This window comes from Brucella gallinifaecis (assembly GCF_006476605.1).
Lineage (GTDB): Bacteria > Pseudomonadota > Alphaproteobacteria > Rhizobiales > Rhizobiaceae > Brucella > Brucella gallinifaecis.
Genome location: NZ_ML636805.1, coordinates 42224 through 67423, shown reverse-complemented (window position 1 = coordinate 67423; position 25200 = coordinate 42224). Strand labels below are relative to the sequence as shown.

Here is a 25200-nt window from a genome sequence, read left to right as displayed (position 1 = left end):
TCACGCCTCCTCAAGCTCAATCAATGTTCCATTGAAATCCTTGGGATGGAGAAAAAGAACCCGTTTGCCATGAGCACCGATCTTCGGTTCACCATTGCCAAGAACACGCGCACCTTCCGCCTTCAGGTGATCGCGTGCTGCGACAATATCTGCAACCTCATAACACAGATGATGCATCCCGCCGGACGGATTTTTTTCGAGAAAGCTCGCTATAGGAGATCCCTCACCCAATGGCTCCAGCAGCTCGATCTTGGTGTTGCCAACATCGATGAAAACCACCGTGACACCATGTTCCGGCAGAGCCTCTGGCGCTGTGACTTTGGCACCCAGTTGTCCGCTATAGATAGCGGCGGCGGCTTTTATATCAGGGACCGCGATTGCCACATGGTTCAGGCGTTCCAGCATCTATTTCCTCCTCCCGAAAACAGATCTACTTTATCCGGTTGAGAAACACCGTCACTACCGGTTTTTTGCCCCATGCTTCATTTGTCGCAGCGCGAACCGCTCGACGAACTGATTCACGGACCACTTCAAGGTCTTTTCGGCGAGCACGAGGAATGCTGTCGACAGCCTCGATTGCAGCATCAAGCAGAATATCTTCCATCAGATCACCCTGCCTGTCTTCCTCCGGCAAGCCGAAAGCAACAAGATCAGGCTCGTCCATGATCTTGAAATCGCGATCAAGCAGCACCGAAACCGCAACATGGCCAACATAGGCAAGCTTGCGCCGCTCGACCATGCCGATTTCATCTTCGTCACCAATCAGCTTGCCGTCCTTATAGATGCGGCCAATGGGTGCCTCATCGATGATTTCGGCTTTACCGGGTGCCAGACGCAACATGTCACCATCACGCACCTGCGCGATTTCCTCTATGCCTTCCATCGCTCCAAGCGAGCCTTGGGCGACCAGATGGGCTGCTTCACCATGAACAGGCACGAGTATTTTCGGGCGTACCCATGAATACATGCGCTTCAATTCGCTACGACGCGGATGACCGGAAACATGCACGAGTGCGTCATCATCGCTGATGAGTTTGATACCCTGATCGATCAGTTTGTTCTTGATGTCGAGAATGGCCTTCTCATTGCCCGGAATCGGACGAGAGGAGAAAATCACGGTATCACCTGCCGACAAGGCGATGCTGCGCATTTCATCACGCGCAAGTTTTGCAAGGGCAGCACGTGGCTCCCCCTGACTGCCTGTAAGGATCATCACGACATTTTCGCGCGGAATATAACCGTAATCATCTTCGCTCAAAAATTCCGGCAGGCCTTCCATATAGCCAAGCTCGGTTGCCACAGCGATGGTACGCTTCATCGAACGGCCAACCACCAGCACCTGACGTCCCGCATCGCGTGCAGCTTCTGTGATCGAACGGATACGGCCAACATTGGATGAGAAAGTCGTGATTGCCACGCGACCACGCGCTTTTTCGATCAGTTCACGCAGACTTTCGCCCACCTCACGTTCAGAAGGCGATTCACCTTCGCGCATTGCATTGGTTGAATCGCAGACGAGCGCCAGAACGCCCTGATCGCCGATTGCGCGAAACCGCGCTTCATCAATCAGCGGCCCCATCGACGGATCCGAGTCCATCTTCCAGTCGCCGGTATGGACAACTGTGCCAAGTGGTGTGGTAATCGCCAGTGAAACCGGCTCAGGAATCGAGTGTGTTACCGCGATAGCCTCAAGCTTGAACGGGCCAATTTCAAAGCTTTCTCCCGCCTTGAAGATATTCATCGGAATTTCCGGTGCGCCAAATTCAGATTGACGCTTGGCTTCAAGCAGCCCCGCCGTAAATGGTGTTGCATAGACAGGCGCCTTCAGGCGCGGCCAGAGATCGAGCAATGCACCATAATGGTCTTCATGCGCATGGGTAATGACGATACCGCGCAAATTGTGCTTTTCAGCTTCGAGAAAACGAATGTCTGGCAAAATAAGATCGGCGCCGGGATGTTCGGGACCGGCAAAGCTTACGCCCATGTCAATCACGATCCATTCACGATTGTCCTCTGGGCCATAGCCATACATGGCAAGGTTCATGCCGATTTCGCCGACACCACCAAGTGGCAGAAAGACAAATTGCGTCGATGGTGAGCGGGGCATACTGCCTCCCTGTTTTTTAGAGCGCGTCTCGAGCTGACTAAATCAGATCGGCGCTCTAAATGGTTTTTTCAAAGCGCATCTTATCCGAAAACCGTTACACACTTTTCGGGATACGCTCTAGTTTGAATTTATTATGCCTCTGTTGAACCGACTACCGATAGTTTGCAAGCCCGGAACAGCGTGCAAAGAGGCAGATTGTTCACAAATATTCGGTCAGGAACCGGCTTTGACAGAGGCTGCGGTTCCAAAATAGACATCGCCTGCTGTTACCGGCACGCGCGTTCCGTCGTCTTCGCGGATTACAAGATGGCAATCCGAATCGATAGTTTCAAACACGCCTTCGACAATCCGGCCATTCAAGCGCATTGCCACCGGTTGGCCCAAACCATGCGCACGCTTCAGCCAAAGCTCGCGGATTGTGTTGAGACCACGCCCCTGATTCCAGATGCGATGGTAATGACACCACGCATCTGAAAGAGCCAGAAACAGTGTGGCTGCATCCGTATTTGCGCCCAGTTCGTTGATAGAGGTTGCAGCATAAGGCAAGCCCTGTGGTGCAGCGACGACATTGGTGCCCATGCCAACGGCAATGCCAAAGCGTCCCTCTGGAAGCAAGGTTGATTCAAGCAGAATACCGGAAAGTTTAGCGCCATCGACCAAAACGTCATTGGGCCATTTGAGGGAGATATTGACTTTGGCTGCAATGGTTTGCGGCAAAACCGCATCAACAGCATCAGCCAGCGCCAATCCCGCAACAAAGCCTAAAGTAGCAGCAATCTGGGGTTCAAAGTGGTCAACCAGCAGAAGCGTTGCTGCAAGATTGCCTTCAGGTGCGGTCCATGTGCGGCCACGGCGCCCTCGCCCGCTCTCCTGTTTGGGAGAAACGAACCAGAGGCGCCCTGTATCGCCGGCATTCGCCCGCTCAAGCGCCTCTGCATTGGTCGAACCAACGACTGGAAAAAACTCCAGTCGATAATTGTCTGCCAAAGCCGCAGGTGCCAGCGTGAAACGATTGCCATCACCTTCGGCCTTGTTCATTGTCATGCTCAGAAGAACGTCTTCGCTGCAGTTTCAGCCAGACCGCCAAGCCAGCCACCGATCAATCCATAGAACAGGACGAAGGCACCCGAGACAAGCAGTACCAGACGCAATTCGATTGCTGCCGGGACAAAAGTCGTGACCGGCTCATCAAACCACATGACCTTGATCATGCGAAGATAATAGAACGCACCGACAACAGAGGCCACAATGCCGATGATTGCCAGCGGATAAAGACCGACTTCAACCGCAGCAACAAAAGTGTACCACTTACCAAAAAAACCAGCGAGCGGCGGAATACCGGCAAGCGAAAACAGCATGATGGTCATGATTGTTGCCATCACCGGATTGGTGCGTGACAGACCTGCAAGATCATCGATCTTTTCGACATTGCCTTCCTTGGTCCGCATGGACAGGATGAACGCAAAGCTGCCAAGCGTCATGACGAGATAAATCGCCATGTAAAGTGCAACACCGCGAACACCGATCACCGTACCGGCAGCCAAACCAACAAGAGCATAGCCCATGTGACTGATCGACGAATAGGCCATCAGACGCTTGATATTACGCTGGCCAATAGCGGCAAAGGCACCCAGCACCATCGATGCGATTGCAATGAAGGTAATGATCTGCTGCCAGTCATGCGTAACTGGAGCAAAGGCACCTTCAACAACACGGACAATCAGAGCCATTGCAGCCATCTTTGGAGCGGCTGCAAAGAATGCAGTTACCGGCGTTGGCGAACCTTCATAAACGTCCGGCGTCCACATATGGAATGGAACGGCGGAAATCTTGAAGCAGAGACCCGCCAGAATGAACACCAGACCAAACACCAGACCAAGCTGACGCTCGCCACCGGAAATGGCACTGGCAATTTCGGCAAAACCAATATGGCCGGTGTAACCATAGACCAGGCTGATACCATATAGCAGCATGCCCGATGATAGCGCACCGAGAACAAAGTATTTTAGGCCAGCTTCTGTCGAACGAACACTGTCACGATTGAAGGCTGCCAGCACATAAAGGGCGAGCGACTGCAATTCGAGGCCCATATAGAGTGTCAGCATGTTCGATGCCGACACCATGATGAGCATGCCCAGTGTCGAAAGCACGATCAGCACAGGGAATTCGAACTTGTCGAATTTCTCTTCACGCGCAAAGCCAACAGACATGATCAGCGCCACGATGGAGCCGATCAGTGTCAACACCTTCATGAAGCGTGCAAACGCATCGCTGACAAAGGCACCGCCAAAGGCGCTGCCATTATGTGGGAAGATAACGACAAGTGCGAGCGCTGCAATCAGAACTGCAACAGCAAGGCCATTGACGAGGGTTGAGGCGCGCTCTCCGGAGAACACGCCGATCATGAGCAATGCCAGTCCGCTCAGCGCGAGGAGAACCTCGGGAGCTGCGAGAGACAGGGAAGCAATCAGGTCGGTTTGCATCAAGCCTACGCCTTTACTTTACTGCGCCAGCGTAGCGCTAGCGGCATTTGCCAGCGCTGCGTCATAATTAGTAACCAGTGCATGCACGGCGCTTGCGGTCACATCGAAGACCGGAACCGGATACACACCGAAGAAGATGGTAAGCACCACAAGCGGATACAGGATCAGCTTTTCACGCGGGCTGAGGTCGAGAAGCCCCTTGAGGCTTTCCTTGGTCAGCGCACCAAACACCACATTGCGATAGAGCCACAGCGCATAGGCTGCCGACAGGATCACACCTGATGTTGCGAACAGAGCGACCCACGTATTGACGCGGAACACACCGAACAGCGTGAGGAATTCACCAATAAAGCCAGACGTACCCGGAAGGCCGACATTCGCCATCGTCAGGATCAGGAAGGCAACTGCGTATTTCGGCATATTATTGACAAGACCGCCAAAGGCCGAAATCTCACGGGTATGCATGCGATCATAGATCACGCCAACACAGAGGAACAATGCACTGGCAACGATACCATGCGAAAGCATCTGGAAGATTGCACCCTGCACACCCTGCTCATTGGCTGCGAAAATACCCATCGTCACATAGCCCATATGCGCAACCGACGAATAGGCGATCAGCTTCTTGATGTCTTCCTGCACCAGAGCAACAAGCGAGGTATAGACAATAGCAATCACTGAAAGTGCAAAGATGAACGGTGCAAAATCGGCAGATGCCAGCGGGAACATGGGCAGCGAGAAGCGCAGGAAGCCGTAACCGCCGAGCTTGAGAAGAATACCCGCCAGAATGACCGAACCTGCTGTCGGCGCTTCAACGTGCGCATCCGGCAACCAGGTATGAACCGGCCACATTGGCATCTTGACTGCGAAAGAGGCAAAGAAAGCCAGCCACAACCACGTCTGCATACCTGCCGGGAAGTCGTATTTCAGCAGCTCGACGATATTGAGCGTACCGGCCTGCCAGTACATTGCCATGATCGCGATCAGCATCAGTACGGAGCCGAGCAGCGTATAGAGGAAGAACTTGAAGCTTGCATAAACGCGGCGCTTGCCGCCCCATACGCCGATGATAATGAACATCGGAATAAGGCTTGCTTCAAAGAACACATAGAACAGGAACAGATCAAGCGCACAGAACACGCCGATCATGAGCGTTTCCAGAATGAGGAAAGCGATCATATATTCCTTGACGCGCTTGTCGATGGCGAACCAGCTTGCCAGCACGCAGAAAGGCATGAGGAAAGCAGAGAGCACGACAAACAGCATCGAAATGCCGTCAACGCCCATATGGTAGGTGATACCACCACCGAGCCAGTCAAGCTGCTCGACCATCTGGAAGCCCGGATTTGAATTATCAAAACCGGCCCAGACAACAAGTGACAGAATGAAAACGAAAACCGTGGTGAGCAACGCAACATTCTTGATGTTGCGACGCGAGGCTTCGCTGTCATCCTTGATGAGAAGGATCAACAAGGCGCCGACGAGCGGCAGAAATGTGACCGTAGAAAGAATTGGCCAATCGGTCATCAGAAAGAGCTCCCGAGCATCATCCAGGTGACGAGCGCGGCGACGCCGATAAGCATCGCGAATGCGTAATGATAAAGGTAACCCGACTGCATCTTCACAACGCGACCTGTAACATCAAGAACGCGTGCTGCCACACCATTCGGTCCATACCCGTCGATAATCTTGCCATCACCAACCTTCCAGAAGAAACGGCCAAGAGCACGCGCTGGACGAACGAAGATAAGATCGTAAAGTTCGTCGAAGTACCACTTGTTGAGAAGGAACTGGTACAGGCCACGATGACGCTCTGCGAGTGCCTTCGGGATGTGTGGCGCACGGATGTAGAATATCCATGCTGTTACCAGACCGATCAGCATAGCGATGAACGGCGACAACTTAACCCACAGCGGAACATGGTGATAATGTTCAAGGATTTCGTTGCTTGGCAAGGTGAAGAGCGTACCCTTCCAGAATTCAGCATATTCGTGACCGAAGAAGTATTCCTTGAACACGACACCGGAAAGCAAGGCACCGACAGCAAGGATCAGCAATGGCACGAGCATGACCGGAGGTGATTCATGAACGTGATGCATGACTTCAGCAGAAGCACGGGGCTTACCGTAGAAGGTCATGAAAATCAGGCGCCATGAGTAAAAGCTCGTAAACAGAGCCGCAACCACCAGAAGCGTGAAAGCATAACCGGAAGCAAAGCTGTGCGATGCGAAAACCGATTCAATGATGGCATCTTTCGAGAAGAAACCAGCGGTACCGATAACCGTGCCCGGAACGCCCAGACCCGTAATCGCAACAGTACCGATCATCATCATCCAGTAGGTGATCGGGATCAGCTTACGCAGGCCACCCATGCGCCGCATATCCTGCTCGTCAGAAACGGCATGGATAACCGAACCTGCGCAAAGGAACAGAAGCGCCTTGAAGAAAGCGTGCGTGAAGAGGTGGAATACGGCAGCGCCATAAGCACCGACACCCAGAGCCGCAAACATGTAACCAAGCTGCGAACAGGTCGAATAAGCAATCACGCGCTTGATGTCGTTCTGCACAAGCGCAACGGTTGCAGCAAAGAATGCTGTTGTTGCACCTATAATCGTAATGATCAGCAGCGCATTATGCGAAAGTTCAAAAATTGGCGACATACGCGCAACCAGGAACACACCCGCAGTCACCATCGTTGCCGCGTGGATAAGTGCGGAAACAGGTGTCGGGCCTTCCATCGCGTCAGGCAGCCAGGTGTGCAGCAGGAACTGCGCCGACTTACCCATAGCACCCATGAACAAGAGCAGACAGACAACGGTAAGTGCAGTTTCCTTATGCAGTTCATAGCAGAGGAAATTGAGAACGACTGCACCGGTATCGGCAGCGCCATCGGCTGGCAGATAATTTGCTGCGGCTGCAAAGATCGTGTTGTAATCAACCGACTGGAACAGCGCGAACAAACCAAAAATACCAAGCAGGAAGCCAAAGTCACCAACGCGGTTGACAACGAAAGCCTTCATTGCAGCAGCATTTGCCGAAGGTTTCTGAAACCAGAAACCGATCAGAAGGTAAGAAGCGAGACCCACGCCTTCCCAGCCGAAAAACATCTGGATCAGATTATCTGATGTCACCAGCATGAGCATGGCAAAGGTGAAGAGCGACAGATAAGCAAAGAAGCGCGGACGATGCGGATCGTGATGCATGTACCCGATCGAATAGATATGCACCAGTGCCGAGACCGAGTTGACCACGACAAGCATGACGCCGGTCAATGTATCAATACGCAAAGCCCAGTCAAATGACAGAGAACCGGATGTAACCCAATGCAACACAGGGATACGAACCGTCTCGGCATCATGACCGAGCGGGATCTTGAAAAACACAACCCATGACAGGATCGCAACGATCACCATCAGGCCGGAAGTGATGTATTCACTCGCTTTGGCGCCGATCTTATTGCCAAACAAGCCAGCAATGAGAAAGCCGATAAGCGGAAGGAAGACGATCGCGTTATAGAGCATTTGCCCGTCAACCTTTCATAACATTGACGTCTTCCACCGCGATAGAACCGCGATTACGGAAGAAAACAACGAGGATTGCCAGACCGATAGCTGCTTCAGCAGCCGCAACAGTCAGAACGAACAGCGCGAAAACCTGCCCGACCATATCGCCAAGCACAGAAGAAAACGCCACAAAATTGAGATTGACCGAAAGAAGGATCAATTCGACAGACATCAGGATAACAATGACGTTCTTGCGGTTTAAGAAAATACCGAAAACGCCAAGTGTGAACAGGATGGCTGAAACGGTCAGATAATGAGCAATACCGATTTCCATATTCTTATCCTCAGATGCCCTTGCCTGTTTCGACCTGCTTGATCTCGATCGCCGTCTCAGGCGTACGAGCAACCTGATCCGGGATCGACTGGCGCTTGACATTCGGCTTATGCCGCAGCGTCAGGACAATCGCACCAATCATGGCAACAAGAAGAACCAATCCGGCAATCTGGAAGTTGAAAACATAGTCAGTGTAAAGAATATCACCCAGAGCCGCTGTGTTGGTGCGTTCAGCCAGATCAGGGATCGGAACTGCGCCCTGCCCCAGTTTCGGCGTGAATATCGAACCCGCAAAAACGACAATCAGCTCGCCCAGCAGGATAAGTCCGATCAAAGCACCAACCGGCGCATATTGCAGCGCACCACGCTTCAATTCGGAGAAATCAACATCCAGCATCATCACAACGAAGAGGAAGAGAACCGCCACAGCACCGACATAAACGACGAGCAAAATCATGGCGAGGAACTCGGCCCCTGTGAGCAAAAACAGCGCCGCCGCATTGAAGAAAGCGAGGATCAGAAACAGCACTGAATGCACGGGGTTGCGTGCCGCAATCACCATGAACGCACTTGCGATCATGATAAAGGCGAACAGATAGAAGAACGCTGCCGCAATACCTGTCAGCATGGGGATCCCCCAACACCTTTCCGTGGACAAAGCCCTATTGCTCTGCCCGCTTAGTCTTGTTTATCGCGATAAACGCGAAACTTGAATTCAGGCAACAAACAGGATTGCTCCTGTTGTTGCCGCTTTTAAAACCGGATGCCGAAACAAGGTTTCAGCAAGGTCAATCAGCGATATGGCGCATCCATCGCAATGTTACGCGCAATTTCGCGTTCCCAGCGATCACCATTGGCAAGGAGCTTGTCCTTGTCATAGTAAAGCTCTTCGCGGGTTTCAGTCGCAAACTCAAAGTTCGGACCTTCAACAATTGCATCCACCGGACAGGCTTCCTGACAGAAACCGCAATAGATGCACTTCACCATATCAATATCGTAACGAACCGTGCGGCGCGTGCCGTCATTGCGGCGGGGACCCGCTTCAATGGTGATAGCCTGCGCCGGGCAGATCGCTTCGCAAAGCTTGCATGCAATGCAACGTTCTTCGCCGTTGGGATAACGGCGCAATGCATGTTCGCCACGAAAACGGGGCGAGAGAGGACCCTTTTCATGCGGGTAGTTCAATGTCGCCTTGGGCGCAAAGAACTGGCGCATGGAGAGGAAGAAAGCCGCAACGAATTCCTTGAGAAGGAGTGATTTCGCTGCATGTGCGAAAGAAGCCATTTATCTTTCTCCTTACACCAGATCGAAGACTTTGATGACGGTCGCGGTCAGAACAACCATAGCGAGCGAGATCGGCAGAAACACTTTCCAGCCCAGACGCATCAGCTGATCATAACGGTAGCGCGGTACAAAAGCCTTCACCATTGCAAACAGGAAGAAGCAGAAGCAAAGCTTGAGCATGAACCAGATGATGCCCGGAACCCAGTTCAGAAACCATACATCAACCGGAGGCAGCCAGCCGCCAAGGAAGAGTGTGGTCATCAGGGCGCACATCAGGGTGATCGCCACATATTCGCCCAGGAAGAACAGAAGGAACGGCGTGGATGAATATTCGATCATATGACCGGCCACGAGTTCGGATTCAGCTTCAACAAGATCGAATGGCGGACGGTTCGTTTCAGCAAGTGCCGAAATGAAGAAGATCACAAACATCGGGAACAGAACCAGCCAGTTCCAGTCAAGGAACGAAGCAGGCAGACCAAGCGATGTACCAAGACCCGTATTCTGCGAAAGCACAATGTCTGTCAGATTAAGCGAGCCAACAGTAAGCAAAACCGTAACGATCACGAAACCGATCGACACTTCATAAGAGACCATCTGCGCAGCCGAACGAAGTGCACCCAAGAATGGATACTTCGAGTTGGAAGCCCAGCCGCCCATGATCACGCCGTAAACTTCGAGCGAAGAAATGGCGAAGATGTAGAGAATGCCGACATTGATATTTGCAATCGCCCAGCCTTCATTGACCGGGATGACCGCCCATGTTGCCATTGCCAGAACCGCTGAGATGAAAGGTGCAAGAAGAAACACACCCTTGTTCGCGCCCGAAGGAATAATCGGTTCCTTGAAGACAAACTTCAGAAGATCGGCGAAAGCCTGAAACAAGCCCCATGGACCAACAACATTTGGTCCACGACGAAGCTGCACGGCTGCCCAGATCTTACGATCCGCATAAAGCAGGTAAGCCACGACGATCAGCAATACGACAAGCAGAACGACCGACTTCAGCGCTATGATAAGCGCGGGCAAGACGTAAGCTGCAAAAATTCCGTCCATTATTCCGTCTCTCTCTCGCTTACTCAGCTGCCTGTTGGAAGCTGCCGGCCGCAAGCGCCGAACATTCAGCCATGACAGCAGAAGCACGCGCGATTGGGTTCGTCAGATAGAAATCCTTGATCGGCGAAACAAACGCTGCGCCGCCAGAAAGTTTAGTTGCTTTTGCTGCCAGTGCGGCCAGATCGTCAGCATTGCCAGGTGCAATCGTGTCAATCGCCATCATATGCGGGAAGTCTGCATAGAGCCTGGCACGAAGCTGCGACAGGCTGTCAAATGGCAGACGCTTGCCAAGCGTGTCGGAAAGAGCACGCAGGATTGCCCAGTCTTCCTTCGCTTCGCCCGGAGCAAAACCGGCCCGGTTGCCAAACTGTACACGACCTTCAGTATTAAGCCATGTGCCCGATTTTTCGGTATAGGTTGCGCCCGGAAGGATAACGTCAGCGGCATGTGCACCGGCATCGCCATGTGTACCGATATAGACAATGAAGCTTGATGCCTTCTTTGTCATGTCGAGTTCGTCTGCACCAAGCAGGAACACAACATCAAGATTGCCCAGCATGTCGTTAGCAGCCTTGCCGCCCTCACCCGGAACAATGCCAAGATCAAGAGCACCAACGCGGGATGCAGCCGTGTGCAGCACCGAGAAACCGTTCCACTCCGCGCTGATCGCACCAACATCTGTTGCCAACTTTGCAGCTGAGGCAAGAACCGCAGCACCGTTTTCACCGGTCAATGCGCCCTGACCAACAATGATCAGCGGACGTTCAGCCTTGGCCAATACATCACGGAATGCATTTTTACCGGAAGCAACGGCTGAAAGTGTATCTGCGCCTGCACCAAGATATTCGTAATCATAACGCAGTTCAGCCTGTTCACCGATCAGAGCGATCGGGAAATGACCCATGCGTTGACGCTTGCGAATACGTGCATTCAGAACAGCGGCTTCAATGCGTGGATTGGAGCCGATGATCAGAAGAGCGTCAGCATTTTCAATGCCTTCGATCGTCGCGTTAAAAAGATAGCTTGAACGCCCCAGAGCTGGATTAAGGGCTGCGCCATCCTGACGGCTGTCAATATTGTTCGAGCCGAGCGATGCGATAAGGCTTTTCAGAGCATAAAGTTCTTCAACCGAAGCAAGATCACCAGCAACTGCACCGATCTTGTCAGCGGAAGTAGCAGAAACCCTGGCAGCGATTGCTGCGAAAGCTTCTGGCCAGGAAGCTGCGACCAGACGGCCATCCTTGCGCACATATGGGCGATCAAGGCGCTGGGTGCGCAGGCCATCCCAGATGAAGCGGGTCTTGTCGGAAATCCACTCTTCATTCACCGCTTCATTGACGCGCGGCATGATGCGCATCACTTCACGGCCACGGGTATCAACGCGGATATTAGAACCGACAGCATCCATCACATCGATGGTTTCAGTCTTGTTCAATTCCCACGGACGCGCCTGGAATTCATATGGACGTGATGTCAGAGCACCAACCGGGCAAAGATCGATAACATTGCCCTGAAGTTCCGAGGTCATTGCACGTTCAAGATAGGTGGTGATTTCAGCATCTTCACCGCGGCCAATAAGGCCCAGTTCCGAAATACCAGCCACTTCGGTCGTGAAACGGACGCAGCGCGTGCAGTGAATGCAGCGCGTCATCACGGTTTTGACGAGTGGTCCAATATATTTGTTTTCGACCGCACGCTTGTTTTCGCGATAGCGCGAGCCATCGGTACCAAAGGCCATGGCCTGATCCTGCAAATCGCACTCACCGGCCTGATCGCAAATCGGGCAATCGAGCGGATGGTTGATAAGCAGGAATTCCATCACGCCTTCGCGGGCCTTCTTGACCATAGGCGTATTGGTGAAAATTTCAGGCGCTTCGCCATTGGGACCCGGACGCAGATCGCGAACGCCCATAGCGCAGGATGCTGCCGGTTTTGGCGGACCACCCTTCACTTCAACAAGGCACATGCGGCAGTTTCCAGCGATGGAAAGCCGTTCGTGGAAACAAAAACGCGGGACTTCAGCCCCCGCGGCTTCGGCAGCCTGAAGGAGCGTATAGTGATCGGGTACTTCGATCTCTGTGCCGTCAACCTTAATATTTGCCATCGCTTATCCAAACCTGCGGCTCTTGCCGCATCTTCCAGATGTCAAACTCTCAAGTCCGCCCTTCCCGGGCGGACATACAACGTATTCTTCCGCTTACTCAGCCGCTTCGAGGCGGATGTTGCGGCTCTGAACAGCGTTGCGCGTATAATCATCAATGCGCTTTTCAATTTCCGGGCGGAAATTGCGGATCAAGCCCTGAACAGGCCATGCAGCAGCATCACCAAGCGCACAGATCGTATGACCTTCAATCTGCTTGGTGACATCAAGAAGCATGTCGATTTCGCGCTTCTGCGCGTTACCCTTGACCATGCGCTCCATAACGCGCCACATCCAGCCGGTACCTTCGCGGCAAGGCGTGCACTGGCCGCAGCTTTCATGCTTGAAGAAAGCAGAAAGACGGGCAATGGCCTTGATCACATCAGTGGACTTGTCCATGACAATCACGCCACCGGTGCCAAACGAAGATTTCTTCTCGCGCATACCGTCAAAATCCATGATGGCATCCATCATGTCTTCGCCCTTGATAATCGGGCAGGATGCGCCACCGGGAATAACGGCAAGGAGATTGTCCCAGCCGCCACGAATGCCGCCAGCGTGCTTTTCGATCAGCTCGCGGAATGTGATGCCGAGGCTTTCCTCGACCGTGCATGGCGTGTTCACATGACCGGAAATCTGGAACAGCTTGGTACCGACATTGTTCGGACGGCCAATCGACGAGAACCATGCACCGCCGCGACGCAAGATTGTCGGAGAAACCGCAATCGATTCAACGTTATTAACCGTTGTCGGGCAGCCATAAAGACCCATATTTGCAGGGAATGGCGGCTTGAGACGTGGCTGTCCCTTCTTGCCTTCAAGGCTTTCAAGCAGAGCTGTTTCTTCGCCACAGATATAAGCGCCTGCGCCGTGATGAAGGAATATATCCATATCCCAGCCGCACTTGTTATTCTTGCCAAGAAGACCTGCATCATAGCACTCGTCAATCGCAGCCTGCAGTGCTTCACGCTCACGCATGAATTCGCCGCGCAGATAGATGTAGGCAGTATGGGCGCCCATGGCACAGCCGGCAATCACACAGCCCTCGATCAGCGTATGCGGATCATGACGCAGAATTTCGCGGTCCTTACAGGTACCCGGCTCGGATTCATCGGCATTGACGACAAGATAATGCGGGCGGTCCGTCACTTCCTTTGGCATAAATGACCATTTCATGCCGGTTGGAAAGCCTGCACCACCACGTCCACGAAGGCCGGAAGCCTTCATTTCATTAATGATCCAGTCGCGTCCGCGCTCAATAAAACCTTTGGTATTATCCCAATGGCCGCGAGACATGGCGCCTTTCAGCGACTGGTCCTTAAAGCCATAGATATTGGTGAAGATGCGATCCTTATCAGCCAGCATGTCTCACCTGCTTCCGTCTTTGGTTGCGGCTTCTGCTTCAGCCTTTGCCTTTGCTTCGGCTTCCGCCTTGGCTTTGGCAACAGCGGCATCAGATGCCTTACGGGTTTCCAGACCAACCTTTTTATAATCCAGATCTTCTGTCAGAGAGGTCAATCCGCCCATTGGCTCAGACGTGATACGACCATCCTGTGGACCCGGCTTAATAGTGTCGCCCTTACCTGCTTCAAATGTATCGATGATTTCAGCAAGGCGTTCCGGCGTCAGGTCTTCATACGCATCCTTGAAGATCATGACCATTGGCGCATTGACGCAAGCGCCCTGACATTCAACTTCTTCCCACGACAGTGTGCCTTCGGCATTGAGCTCGAATGGATCGTGGTGGATTTTATGACGGCACACATCCATCAGCGCTTCTGCACCGCGCAACATGCATGGCGTGGTGCCGCAAACCTGAATATGTGCACGTGTACCAACTGGCTTGAGCTGGAACTGTGTATAGAATGTTGCAACCTCGAGAACACGGATCAGCGGCATATCGAGCATGTGAGCTACATGTTCAATAGCGGCTTTTGTGACCCATCCCTCCTGCTCCTGCGCACGCATGAGCAGCGGAATAACAGCCGACTGCTGACGGCCTTCCGGGTATTTTGCAATTGTCTTCTGCGCCCAGACCTGATTTTCCGCGTTAAAAGCGAAACCAGCCGGCTGGACGGCATCATCTGCGAGACGGCGAACGGACATCAGCGGTCAACCTCACCAAACACGATATCGAGCGAGCCAAGGATTGCCGACACGTCAGCCAGCATGTGGCCGCGGCACAGGAAATCCATAGCCTGAAGATGGGCAAAGCCCGGCGCACGCAGCTTGCAGCGGTAAGGCTTGTTGGAGCCATCCGATACGAGGAAGACGCCAAATTCACCCTTTGGCGCTTCGACTGCTGCATAAACTTCACCGGCGGGCACATGATAGCCTTCCGTGTAAAGTTTGAAATGATGGATGAGCGCTTCCATCGAGCGCTTCATCTCGCCACGCTTTGGCGGCACAATTTTGTTGTCCGTATGCGAAACAGGACCAACACGCTCCTTGCCAAGCAGAAGATCAACGCACTGGCGCATGATGCGAGCCGACTGGCGCATTTCTTCCATACGGATCAGGTAACGGTCATAACAGTCGCCGTTCTTGCCGATTGGAATGTCGAATTCCATTTCGTTGTAGCATTCATAAGGCTGCGACTTACGCAGATCCCATGCAGCACCCGAACCACGAACCATGACGCCCGAGAAGCCCCATGCCCATGCATCTTCGAGCGAAACAACGCCAATATCAACGTTACGCTGCTTGAAAATACGGTTTGGCGTGATCAGATTGTCGAGATTGGTCAGCGTCGTTGCAAGAAACGGATCAATCCACTTGCCGATATCTTCGACGAGCTGGTCAGGAATATCCTGATGAACGCCACCCGGACGGAAATAGGCTGCATGCATACGTGCGCCACAGGCGCGCTCGTAAAACACCATCAGCTTTTCACGCTCTTCAAAGCCCCAGAGCGGCGGTGTCAAGGCACCAACGTCCATGGCCTGTGTGGTTACGTTCAGAAGATGGTTCAGAATACGACCGATTTCCGAATAAAGAACACGAATCAACTGGCCACGCTTGGGCACTGTGATGCCAAGCAAACGCTCAACAGCCAATGCATAGGCATGTTCCTGATTCATCGGCGCCACATAGTCGAGGCGGTCGAGATAAGGCAAAGCCTGAAGATAGGTCTTCGTTTCCATCAGCTTTTCGGTGCCGCGATGCAGCAGACCGATATGCGGATCAACACGTTCCACGACTTCGCCGTCAAGTTCAAGAACAAGACGCAAAACGCCGTGCGCAGCAGGGTGCTGCGGACCAAAGTTAATATTGAAGTTGCGGACCTGAGTCTCAGCCATGTTCAGCTTCCCGTCGCTCAGTTCGTCTTGGCTTTTTCATCGCCCGGCAGGACGTAATCCGTCCCTTCCCATGGCGAGAGAAAGTCAAAATTGCGGAATTCCTGTCGCAGCACGACAGGCTCATAAATGACACGCTTGGCTTCATCGCTGTAGCGAACTTCAACGAAACCAGTGGTCGGGAAGTCCTTGCGCAGCGGATGTCCTTCAAAACCGTAATCGGTCAGAATGCGGCGCAGATCAGGGTGGCCAGAGAACAGAATGCCATACATGTCGTAGGCTTCGCGCTCAAACCACTCGGCGCCGACAAAAACCGACACAGCAGAAGGAACCAGCGTATCCTCATCAGCCTGAATCTTCACACGAATGCGCAAATTCTGCCGCGGTGACAGGAACTGATAAACAACGTCAAAACGCTTGGCACGCTGTGGATAATCAACGCCGGAAATATCTGTCAGATTCACGAACTGGCACTGCACATCATCGCGCAGAAACGTCAGAACGCTGATCAGGCTTGTGACCGGAACTGAAAGCGTCAGCTCACCATAGGCCAGCTTCGCCTCTTCGATCGCATCGCCGAGACGTTCCTTGATATAGCCGGAAAGTTCACCAAGAGCTTCTTCGCTCATATCTCTAACTTCCTTTTTTAGCCCCCGATCCATCCTTGGGAAAACAGATCAAGTTCTAACAAAACCTCTTGCACCACCCAGTCCCGAAGGTCCGATTAGCGCTCGATCGTACCCGTGCGGCGGATCTTCTTCTGAAGCATTAGAATGCCATAAAGCAGCGCCTCAGCCGTCGGAGGACAGCCCGGCACATAGATGTCAACCGGAACAACACGGTCACAGCCACGCACTACAGAATAGGAGTAGTGGTAATAGCCCCCGCCATTCGCACAGGACCCCATTGAAATGACATAACGCGGTTCTGGCATCTGATCATAGACCTTGCGCAGTGCCGGCGCCATCTTGTTGGTCAGCGTGCCTGCAACGATCATCACATCCGACTGACGCGGAGATGCACGCGGCGCGATACCAAAACGTTCAGCATCATAACGCGGCATGGAAATATGCATCATTTCCACAGCGCAACATGCAAGACCAAAGGTCATCCACATCAGCGAACCGGTACGCGCCCAAGTAATCAGCGCATCAGCAGATGTGACGATAAACCCCTTGTCGGACAGTTCGCTGTTCAGATCGTTGAAAAACGCATCATCAGAACCAACAGGCTTACCCGTGCGCGGGTCAAGAATACCCTTTGGCTGCGGAGCAATGAGTGTCGATCCAGACGCTTGATTTGTGCCGGTCAATCCCATTCGAGGGCTCCCTTCTTCCATTCATAGATGAAGCCTATGGTCAAAACACCAAGGAAAAGCATCATCGACAAAAAGCCGAACCAGCCAATTTCACCAAAGGACACAGCCCATGGGAACAGGAAGGCGACTTCAAGGTCAAAGATAATGAAGAGAATCGACACCAGATAGAAACGGATATCGAATTTCATCCGAGCGTCATCAAAGGCATTGAAGCCACACTCGTAAGCTGAAAGCTTTTCCGGGTCGGGCTGTCTGTACGCAACAAGAAACGGCGCAACCAGAAGGGCTACACCAATTACCATCGCGATGCCGAGAAAAATGACAATCGGCAAATAGGAACTTAAAAGCTCGTTCATGATCCTTATCCGGCTTGAATACGAGGCGATGCCGCCTGTAATAAGCTTTTTAAAACTCATCACCATGCGACACATTGCATCTCTTGCGACCTCGTCGCCTCAAGCAGCTTCAAAAGGCATGCCGTGCGTACGTAGTTCATTTGCCCGGACGGTTAGCGCAGCATGCACGCAAGCGCAAGCCCTCCAGGACGATCAGACAGGTATAGTGTGTTCATGATGCTTAATATGCACCATCTGCATGCCCATATATGCAACTCAAACTTCATATAGCACGAAATCATCATAATTTCGTGATTAAATAGAGACAAACTATCTCACGCTAACATCATGAGATTAGAATCAATCCAGCAAGACAAAATGCGCTTTCCTGCCGCAGCGGAGCGCCACCCCGATATAAGGGTGAGAAGAATTTCATCGTCTGAGATATGATTCTTAAAATAAATTGGCGCCAGAGCTTTAATCTGTGATTTGGTGTGCCTTTTGAAATCCATCAGCAACTTTTAAATTTCATTACTGAAAGCAATCGCGTCTGCCCCTTATAAAAAATTGGGACGATCCGATCAGCGCAAAACACCAAAGATCAATGACAGAAAAAACCGGGAGAGAATCTTGAGCACATATTTGCTCATCAGCGGCGACATTCTGGTCATTCTGGCCGGCATGTTTTCTATCGCTTACCTTGCCCGGAAGCGGAAAACGAAATAGCCCTGCCCGTATGATAAATAATCAAGTCAAACCGGTAACGAGAAAACCACGTCTTTCGGCTATAAATAAAGCATCAAATATTGATTGTATTTAAGGGAAGATGAATCGCGATTTACGCCATTTCCATTCAAAATAATATCATCGATATTGAGAATGAAAATGGCGCGAGTGACGGGGCTCGAACCCGCGACCTCCGGCGTGACAGGCCGGCACTCTAACCAACTGAGCTACACCCGCGCATTTCATTTTCAGCCATTTGGCTGGGTAACACCAACGTTTCCGTTCAGTGTGAGCGGTCGTTTAAGGTGTTCTTTCAAGAGTGTCAAGCGAGTGCTCTGAATAAAAAATAAGAATTTTGATTTTATTTCAAAAGCCGCATTTTAGCAGACATCTCTATCATTCACTTTTATCCGCCCCTCCTCCAGCATTCATTAAAGAGCGCTCAAATCAAACAGAACAGAAAACAACCGATATCCAAAAAACTGAATCATATTTTTCACTCAACTCTATATGTAAAGTGTGCTTCGCCAAGGCGTTATCCCCAGCGGGCCTATTGATTTCAGCCTGTGAACTAAAAAAATGCATTTTTATAATTTTTGCGCTTGCACTCTTCAAACGAACAGCCTAAACGGCTCTCACAGCGGCTGGCAAGGTCAGTCGGGCGATTAGCTCAGTTGGTAGAGCGCTTCGTTTACACCGAAGATGTCGGGAGTTCGAGTCTCTCATCGCCCACCATTTACCCCATCGAAATTGTTATATGTTGTTGGCCTATATGGTGTTTTTTTCCATATTGGCGTTTCAAAATGGTTTTGACTGGTTGGCATAATGCTGCACTGGAAAGAACGAAGTGGTCGCTACTCGGTTTGAATCACGTTTCCTGCAAGCTTTCTCAAGCACTACCGCTATTCACATAAGCAAATATGGGGATTTTGATCACAGCCTTCTATAGCTATTGTCTTGCTGCAAGATTCACGTTTGTATTCTTATAAATTTAAATAAGCTGGATGGTCAGTCACACAGTGACCCGTATAAATTGCATATATCCATCGGAACTAACTGCGGCACATCTTGTAGCAGAATACCGGGAATTACCCCGTGTTTTCGCCTTGGTTCGCGCAGCTATTGAGCGTGGGGAAAAACCGGATGATGCGCGTAACCCAAACGCCTATACTCTTGGCAAGGGGCATGTACGCTTTTTCTACCCACGACTCGGCTATCTCGCAAAACGACAAACTGCCCTGATAGCAGAAATGCTGGCTCGTGGATATTCACCGCAGTTCACCACCACCGACAAGCTATTAAACGACTTTCCAGCCGAATGGTGTAATGACTGGGAGCCGACAGAGAACGCCATCGCAATAAATCGTGCCAGAATTTCCGAACGATTAACGAAGCGCCCTCCTCAGCTTGTATGATGCCAAGATCAGACCTTGGCGAGCGCCTGTTCGAGGTCAGCGATAATGTCATCAGCATTTTCAATACCAATTGATAGACGCACAACCTCTGGACCTGCACCCGCAGCAATCTTCTGCTCATCCGCCAACTGGCGATGCGTCGTTGATGCCGGATGGATAACCAGCGAACGTGTATCACCAATATTGGCCAGCAATGAAAACAGTTCCAGGCTATTGACGAACTTCACGCCTGCTTCATAACCATCCTTGAGACCAAAGGTGAAAACAGAACCAGCGCCCTTTGGAGAGTATTTTTTTGCAAGCGCATGGTATTTGTCATGGGGAAGCCCGGCATAATTGACCCAAGACACTTTTTCATGGCCGTGCAGCCATGTAGCAACCTTCAAAGCATTATCCACATGACGCTGCATACGCAGTGGCAATGTTTCAACGCCCGTCAGGATCTGAAAAGCATTGAATGGCGAAATAGAAGGTCCAAAATCGCGCAGCCCCAGCACACGGGCCGCAATTGCAAATGAAATATTGCCAAAGGTTTTGTGCAACTCAATGCCTGCATAATCAGGCCTTGCTTCTGTCAGAAGCGGATAATTGCCAGACTTGGCCCAGTCGAATGTGCCTGCGTCAACCAGAATACCCCCCATAGAATTGCCATGACCACCAATAAATTTGGTCAGGGAATGCACGACAATATCCGCGCCATATTCAATAGGACGCAAGAGATAAGGTGATGCCAGCGTATTATCAACGATCAGTGGCAAACCGTGCTCATGCGCGATTTCAGCTATCGCTTCAATATCAACCACAATGCCGCCGGGATTGGCAAAGCTTTCAATGAAGATTGCCCGTGTCTTGCCATCAATCTGTTTTGCAAACTCGGCCGGGTTGGTTGCATCGGCCCAGCGAACCTGCCAGTCAAATGATTTAAACGACTGACCAAACTGGTTGATCGAACCACCATAAAGCTGGCGTGCGGCGATGAAGTTATCGCCCGGTCGCAGAAGCGTATGGAACACCAGCAATTGTGCGGCATGACCGGAAGCCGTTGCCACCGCAGCAGTACCGCCTTCAAGGGCTGCAATGCGCTCTTCCAAAACGGCAGTGGTCGGATTTGTTATGCGTGTATAAATATTGCCAAAAGCCTGCAAGCCAAACAAAGATGCTGCATGATCGGCATCGTCAAACACAAAAGATGTGGTCTGATAAATAGGCGTAGCACGAGCACCCGTGGTCGGGTCCGGCTTTGCACCCGCGTGAATTGCCAATGTTTCGATACCGGGTGAGCGCTTAGACATGAGTTCCTCCTGACAGCCTATGCCATATGATATGAACTGACGTTAGGCTCTGGTTGCGAGAAAGCAAAGAAGGATTTTTTGTGATTATTTTAAATTGCGAAAATTAATTCCAACATTCACGGCCATTCAACGAGACGCATGGGTTTATTGCCCGTGCAATGGCAACTTATTCAAGCCGACGAGGATAAAAAAATATGGTATTATAATACCAACATTGTAACTACTTGTTTTTATTGCATTTTTAAAAGATAAGCATAAAAACAACGCTTGACGGCCTGTCAGAGTTTGTGTATCGACCCACTCGGAACATATGGGAGCTTACATTCATATGCTCTCACGGTTGGATGTCATAAGGACAGACGCAACCAAACAAGCAACAAGAAAAGCCCGGATCGCAAGATCAGGGATCAAGTCAAGGAAGACTTCAATGGCAACTTTTTCTCAGAAGCCAGCCGAAGTGGTGAAGAAATGGATTCTGATCGACGCAGAAGGTCTCGTCGTCGGTCGTCTCGCATCCCTCGTCGCCAATCGCCTGCGCGGTAAGCATAAAGCAACCTTCACCCCGCATGTAGACGATGGCGACAATGTCATCATCATCAATGCCGACAAGGTTGTTCTTACCGGCAAGAAGTATACTGACAAAGTTTACTACTGGCACACTGGCCACCCAGGTGGCATCAAGGAGCGTACTGCTCGCCAGATTCTCGAAGGTCGTTTCCCGGAACGCGTTCTTGAAAAAGCTATCGAGCGCATGATCCCACGCGGTCCTCTTGGCCGTCGCCAGATGAAGAACCTGCGCGTTTACAAAGGTGCAGAACATCAGCACGAAGCTCAGCAGCCAGAAGTTCTGGACGTTGCAGCGCTGAACCGCAAGAACAAAGGGAATGCATAATCATGGCTGAGCAGCTTAACTCGCTCGAAGAACTCGGCAGCGTAGCATCGGCCTCTGCCGCAGCTCCAGTTCATGTCCAGAAAATCGACGCTCAGGGCCGCGCTTATGCGACCGGCAAGCGTAAGGATGCGATTGCTCGCGTCTGGGTCAAGCCAGGTTCGGGCAAGATCACAGTCAACGGCAAAGAATTTGCCGCCTATTTCGCACGTCCGGTTCTGCAGATGATCCTGCAGCAGCCAATCGTTGCGTCAAACCGCGCTGGCCAGTTCGATATCGTGGCTACCGTTATTGGTGGTGGTCTTTCCGGTCAGGCCGGCGCTGTTCGTCACGGCATCTCCAAGGCACTCACCTATTACGAACCAGGCCTTCGCGCGGTTCTCAAGAAGGGTGGCTTCCTTACCCGCGACAGCCGCGTTGTTGAACGTAAAAAATACGGTAAGGCCAAGGCTCGCCGTTCGTTCCAGTTCTCAAAGCGCTAACGCACTTTGGGCCAGTTCTCAAAGCGCTAATGCACTTTGGCCAATTCTCAAAGCGCTCATTGTTATCGCTTTGGAATTACAAAAAAGCGGGCCTTCGGGTCCGCTTTTTTGTTATCAGTTATCTTAATAAAAACTGGTAAAGCATTTCTGAATTTAGTTAAATCATTAGAAATGCTCTATCTATTTGTTTTCACGCACATCTTGTTCTGAAAACCGGTTCTCACTTTTCAGGATGTGCTCTAACAGTAAACATCAACAAACAAAGCTGAAAAACTGATTCCGAAAATTGACGCAGCTATCTGAAATCCAAGGGCAAAGCGCATGAAACCGAAAATCTTCATCGATGGCGAACACGGCACCACAGGCCTGCAAATCCGCAGCCGCCTTGCTGAACGCGACGATCTTGAAGTGATTTCTATTCCAGAAGCCGAGCGCCGCAACAAGGATTTGCGCGCCGACTATCTGCGTGCCGCAGATATTGCGATTCTGTGCCTGCCTGATGATGCTTCAAAAGAAGCAGTAGCTCTGCTTGAAGGTCACGATACAACACGGATCATCGACACATCGACCGCTCATCGTGTACATGCAGACTGGGCATATGGCTTTGCAGAACTTGCCAAAGGTCAACGTGAGCGGATCACGCAAGCGCGGCTGGTTGCCAATCCCGGCTGCTATCCTACCGGAGCCATCGCTTTGGTTCGTCCATTGCGCGACGCTGGTCTGCTGGCCGCAGATTACCCTGTCAGCGTTAATGCGGTGTCCGGTTATACCGGCGGCGGCAAGCAGATGATTGCGCAGATCGAAGACAGGAACCATCCCGAGTATCTGGTATCCAACAATTTTCTTTATGGTTTGTCTCTACGTCACAAACATGTGCCGGAACTGCAATTGCATGGCCGCCTTGAACGTCGCCCGATTTTCAGCCCAAGCGTAGGTCGCTTCCCGCAGGGCATGATCGTGCAGGTTCCTCTGTTTGTGAACGAGCTTGAAAATACGCCATCGCTCAAAGATATTCACACTGTTCTGAGTGCCCATTATGCTGATCAAAATATAGTCGAGGTTGTTTCGCTTGAAGAAAGCAGCAAACTGGCGCGTATTGATGCAGAAGAACTTGCCGGCAAGGACGGTATGAAACTGTTCGTATTGGGTACTGAAGGTGACAATCAGGTCAACCTCGTCGCATTGCTGGATAATCTTGGCAAAGGCGCATCGGGTGCCGCGGTTCAGAATATGAACCTGATGCTTGGCAAATAATTTTATTCTGAAATGAAAAGCCCGGCTTGAAACCGGGCTTTTTTTATTCCTGATACGCACCCTTGATTGCACGCCAGTGTGCCACAGCAAAGGCCAGCACAATGAGGGCAACAAACTGATGTGTAAGGCCAAGATCAAGCGGCACGCTCAGCAATAGCGTTACAATCCCGATGGCAGCCTGCACCAGTATCAGCCCCAGCAAGACGATTGTGCGTCGTGCATGTGTGGTCCCCGGCGCATGTTTCCACACCTGAACCAGATGCAAAAGCGCGAGAACGACGACTGTATAGGCAAACATGCGATGCACGAATTGCACAGTCTTCGGATTCTCAAACAGATTGATCCACCAGGGTGACTGAATAAACAAATCAGATGGAATGATTGCTCCGTCCATCAACGGCCAGGTATTATAGGTTAATCCCGCATGGAGACCTGCAACGAGACCGCCAAGATAAATCTGCACAAGCACAGCAAAGACCAGCCATCCGGCAAAATGCTGGATTGAACGTTCTGCCGGGCGTTCCGTGTATTTTGCAAGCCCCCGCGCAATATAGAGCACAGCCGTTATGATAATGCATGCTGTGGTCAAATGGATCGCAAGCCGATACTGGCTCACGCTTGTGCGTTCGCTCAGGCCAGACGCCACCATCCACCAGCCAATAGCCCCCTGAAACGCACCCAGTGCCAGCAGTCCGAGCATCCGATATTTAAGTGCGGTGGTGAGACGGCCTGTCAGCCAGAAGAAGGCAAGCGGGATAGCAACCAGAAAACCAACGAAACGGGCAAGCATACGGTGCGCCCATTCCCACCAGAAAATAGTCTGGAAAGCTTCCAGCGACATGCCTTTGTTAATCTGCTGATATTGTGGAATCTGACGATATTTATCGAACTCTTCCATCCATTGCGCATGGTTGAGCGGCGGAATAACGCCGTGGATCGGCTTCCATTCGGTTATTGACAAGCCAGAGCCAGTCATTCGGGTAGCACCACCAACCATGACAATCGCAATCAGAACGACAAAAACAGCATAGAGCCAATAACGGATCAATCGACGATTGCGATCATCAGTTGCAGATCTCGCTGCGCCCTGCCCTTCCTGTCGAACAGAAACTGCCACCATGCCATTTAATCCTTCAATATTGTATAAAGGGATACATGCCGCATAGCCGAAACGGTTACAAGACAAGTTCACGCGACTTCACGCGACTTCATGCGACAAGCCGACGCGTTTTCGCTTCCCTTGTGTTCGCTCACGCGTTAGAGCCAATGAGTTAAATGGAAGCAGG

The 25200-nt window shown here is 51.6% G+C and carries 23 protein-coding genes and 2 tRNA genes; 5 read left to right on the top strand and 20 right to left on the bottom strand.

All coding sequences use genetic code 11. The features are described from left to right. The 18 genes from mce to FHY56_RS10290 all read right to left on the bottom strand — a co-directional run bounded on the left by mce (nt 1) and on the right by FHY56_RS10290 (nt 18819). The gene (gene mce / locus FHY56_RS10375) at nt 1-405 is read right to left on the bottom strand and encodes a methylmalonyl-CoA epimerase (RefSeq protein WP_140905097.1); all 405 of its coding nucleotides are present in this window, start codon (nt 403-405) and stop codon (nt 1-3) included. A gap of 25 nt (nt 406-430) precedes the next feature. Further along, nucleotides 431-2107 (bottom strand): ribonuclease J, encoded by a 1677-nt coding sequence (locus tag FHY56_RS10370; protein ID WP_140905096.1) that lies wholly within the window; start codon nt 2105-2107, stop codon nt 431-433. Between the two features lie 213 nt (nt 2108-2320). Next, complete coding sequence (locus FHY56_RS10365) at nt 2321-3145, bottom strand: biotin--[acetyl-CoA-carboxylase] ligase (protein WP_140905095.1); 825 nt, start codon at nt 3143-3145, stop codon at nt 2321-2323. Nucleotides 3146-3153: 8 nt separating this feature from the next. Further along, nucleotides 3154-4590: an NADH-quinone oxidoreductase subunit NuoN gene (gene nuoN, locus FHY56_RS10360; RefSeq protein WP_140905094.1), complete on the bottom strand. Its 1437-nt coding sequence runs from the start codon at nt 4588-4590 to the stop codon at nt 3154-3156. A gap of 18 nt (nt 4591-4608) precedes the next feature. Next, a complete protein-coding gene (locus FHY56_RS10355) occupies nt 4609-6117 on the bottom strand; it encodes an NADH-quinone oxidoreductase subunit M (RefSeq protein WP_140905093.1) in 1509 nt (502 codons plus the stop codon). After that, nucleotides 6117-8111 (bottom strand): NADH-quinone oxidoreductase subunit L, encoded by a 1995-nt coding sequence (gene nuoL / locus FHY56_RS10350; protein WP_140905092.1) that lies wholly within the window; start codon nt 8109-8111, stop codon nt 6117-6119. The genes FHY56_RS10355 and nuoL overlap by 1 nt, the downstream gene beginning before the upstream one ends. Nucleotides 8112-8118: 7 nt before the next feature. Next, a complete protein-coding gene (nuoK, locus tag FHY56_RS10345; protein WP_140905091.1) occupies nt 8119-8427 on the bottom strand; it encodes an NADH-quinone oxidoreductase subunit NuoK in 309 nt (102 codons plus the stop codon). A 10-nt stretch (nt 8428-8437) separates the two neighbouring features. Beyond that, entirely contained in the window at nt 8438-9055 is a 618-nt protein-coding gene (locus FHY56_RS10340) for an NADH-quinone oxidoreductase subunit J (protein WP_140905090.1), read from the bottom strand. Nucleotides 9056-9219: 164 nt separating this feature from the next. Beyond that, complete coding sequence (nuoI, locus tag FHY56_RS10335) at nt 9220-9711, bottom strand: NADH-quinone oxidoreductase subunit NuoI (protein ID WP_140905089.1); 492 nt, start codon at nt 9709-9711, stop codon at nt 9220-9222. A gap of 12 nt (nt 9712-9723) precedes the next feature. Further along, complete coding sequence (nuoH, locus tag FHY56_RS10330; RefSeq protein WP_140905088.1) at nt 9724-10767, bottom strand: NADH-quinone oxidoreductase subunit NuoH; 1044 nt, start codon at nt 10765-10767, stop codon at nt 9724-9726. Nucleotides 10768-10786: 19 nt separating this feature from the next. Beyond that, nucleotides 10787-12871 (bottom strand): NADH-quinone oxidoreductase subunit NuoG, encoded by a 2085-nt coding sequence (nuoG, locus tag FHY56_RS10325; RefSeq protein WP_140905087.1) that lies wholly within the window; start codon nt 12869-12871, stop codon nt 10787-10789. A gap of 93 nt (nt 12872-12964) precedes the next feature. Further along, entirely contained in the window at nt 12965-14272 is a 1308-nt protein-coding gene (nuoF, locus tag FHY56_RS10320) for an NADH-quinone oxidoreductase subunit NuoF (RefSeq protein WP_140905086.1), read from the bottom strand. Nucleotides 14273-14275: 3 nt separating this feature from the next. Next, complete coding sequence (nuoE, locus tag FHY56_RS10315) at nt 14276-15013, bottom strand: NADH-quinone oxidoreductase subunit NuoE (RefSeq protein ID WP_140905085.1); 738 nt, start codon at nt 15011-15013, stop codon at nt 14276-14278. Then, nucleotides 15013-16206 carry an NADH-quinone oxidoreductase subunit D gene (locus FHY56_RS10310; protein ID WP_140905084.1) on the bottom strand — a complete coding sequence of 398 codons (1194 nt, stop codon included), beginning with the start codon at nt 16204-16206 and terminating at the stop codon, nt 15013-15015. The genes nuoE and FHY56_RS10310 overlap by 1 nt, the downstream gene beginning before the upstream one ends. Nucleotides 16207-16223: 17 nt before the next feature. Further along, entirely contained in the window at nt 16224-16832 is a 609-nt protein-coding gene (locus tag FHY56_RS10305) for an NADH-quinone oxidoreductase subunit C (protein ID WP_140905083.1), read from the bottom strand. Nucleotides 16833-16927: 95 nt separating this feature from the next. Further along, on the bottom strand, nt 16928-17521 hold the full coding sequence (locus tag FHY56_RS10300; RefSeq protein ID WP_024897475.1) for a NuoB/complex I 20 kDa subunit family protein: 594 nt from the start codon (nt 17519-17521) through the stop codon (nt 16928-16930). Next, nucleotides 17512-17877 (bottom strand): NADH-quinone oxidoreductase subunit A, encoded by a 366-nt coding sequence (locus FHY56_RS10295; RefSeq protein WP_094506957.1) that lies wholly within the window; start codon nt 17875-17877, stop codon nt 17512-17514. The genes FHY56_RS10300 and FHY56_RS10295 overlap by 10 nt, the downstream gene beginning before the upstream one ends. An 865-nt stretch (nt 17878-18742) precedes the next feature. Continuing rightward, nucleotides 18743-18819: transfer RNA gene (locus tag FHY56_RS10290), tRNA-Asp, on the bottom strand. A 422-nt stretch (nt 18820-19241) separates the two neighbouring features. On the opposite strand from FHY56_RS10290, the gene FHY56_RS10285 reads away from it, so the two are divergent. Next, nucleotides 19242-19317, top strand: a tRNA-Val gene (locus tag FHY56_RS10285). Nucleotides 19318-19601: 284 nt separating this feature from the next. After that, nucleotides 19602-19997 (top strand): pyrimidine dimer DNA glycosylase/endonuclease V, encoded by a 396-nt coding sequence (locus tag FHY56_RS10280; protein WP_140905082.1) that lies wholly within the window; start codon nt 19602-19604, stop codon nt 19995-19997. 8 nt (nt 19998-20005) lie between these two features. On the opposite strand, the gene FHY56_RS10275 is transcribed toward FHY56_RS10280, so the two are convergent. Beyond that, nucleotides 20006-21289: an O-acetylhomoserine aminocarboxypropyltransferase gene (locus FHY56_RS10275; RefSeq protein ID WP_140905081.1), complete on the bottom strand. Its 1284-nt coding sequence runs from the start codon at nt 21287-21289 to the stop codon at nt 20006-20008. A 427-nt stretch (nt 21290-21716) separates the two neighbouring features. Between FHY56_RS10275 and rplM the strand changes: the two genes are divergently transcribed. The 3 genes from rplM (at nt 21717) to argC (ending at nt 23914) form a co-directional block, all read left to right on the top strand. Beyond that, on the top strand, nt 21717-22181 hold the full coding sequence (rplM, locus tag FHY56_RS10270; RefSeq protein ID WP_140905080.1) for a 50S ribosomal protein L13: 465 nt from the start codon (nt 21717-21719) through the stop codon (nt 22179-22181). A 2-nt stretch (nt 22182-22183) separates the two neighbouring features. Continuing rightward, nucleotides 22184-22660 (top strand): 30S ribosomal protein S9, encoded by a 477-nt coding sequence (gene rpsI / locus FHY56_RS10265; protein WP_140905079.1) that lies wholly within the window; start codon nt 22184-22186, stop codon nt 22658-22660. Between the two features lie 321 nt (nt 22661-22981). Beyond that, nucleotides 22982-23914 (top strand): N-acetyl-gamma-glutamyl-phosphate reductase, encoded by a 933-nt coding sequence (argC, locus tag FHY56_RS10260; protein WP_140905078.1) that lies wholly within the window; start codon nt 22982-22984, stop codon nt 23912-23914. A 43-nt stretch (nt 23915-23957) separates the two neighbouring features. Here argC and FHY56_RS10255 read toward each other — a convergent pair whose 3' ends face one another. Further along, nucleotides 23958-25034: a COX15/CtaA family protein gene (locus FHY56_RS10255; RefSeq protein ID WP_140905077.1), complete on the bottom strand. Its 1077-nt coding sequence runs from the start codon at nt 25032-25034 to the stop codon at nt 23958-23960. Between the last annotated feature and the right edge of the window lie 166 nt (nt 25035-25200).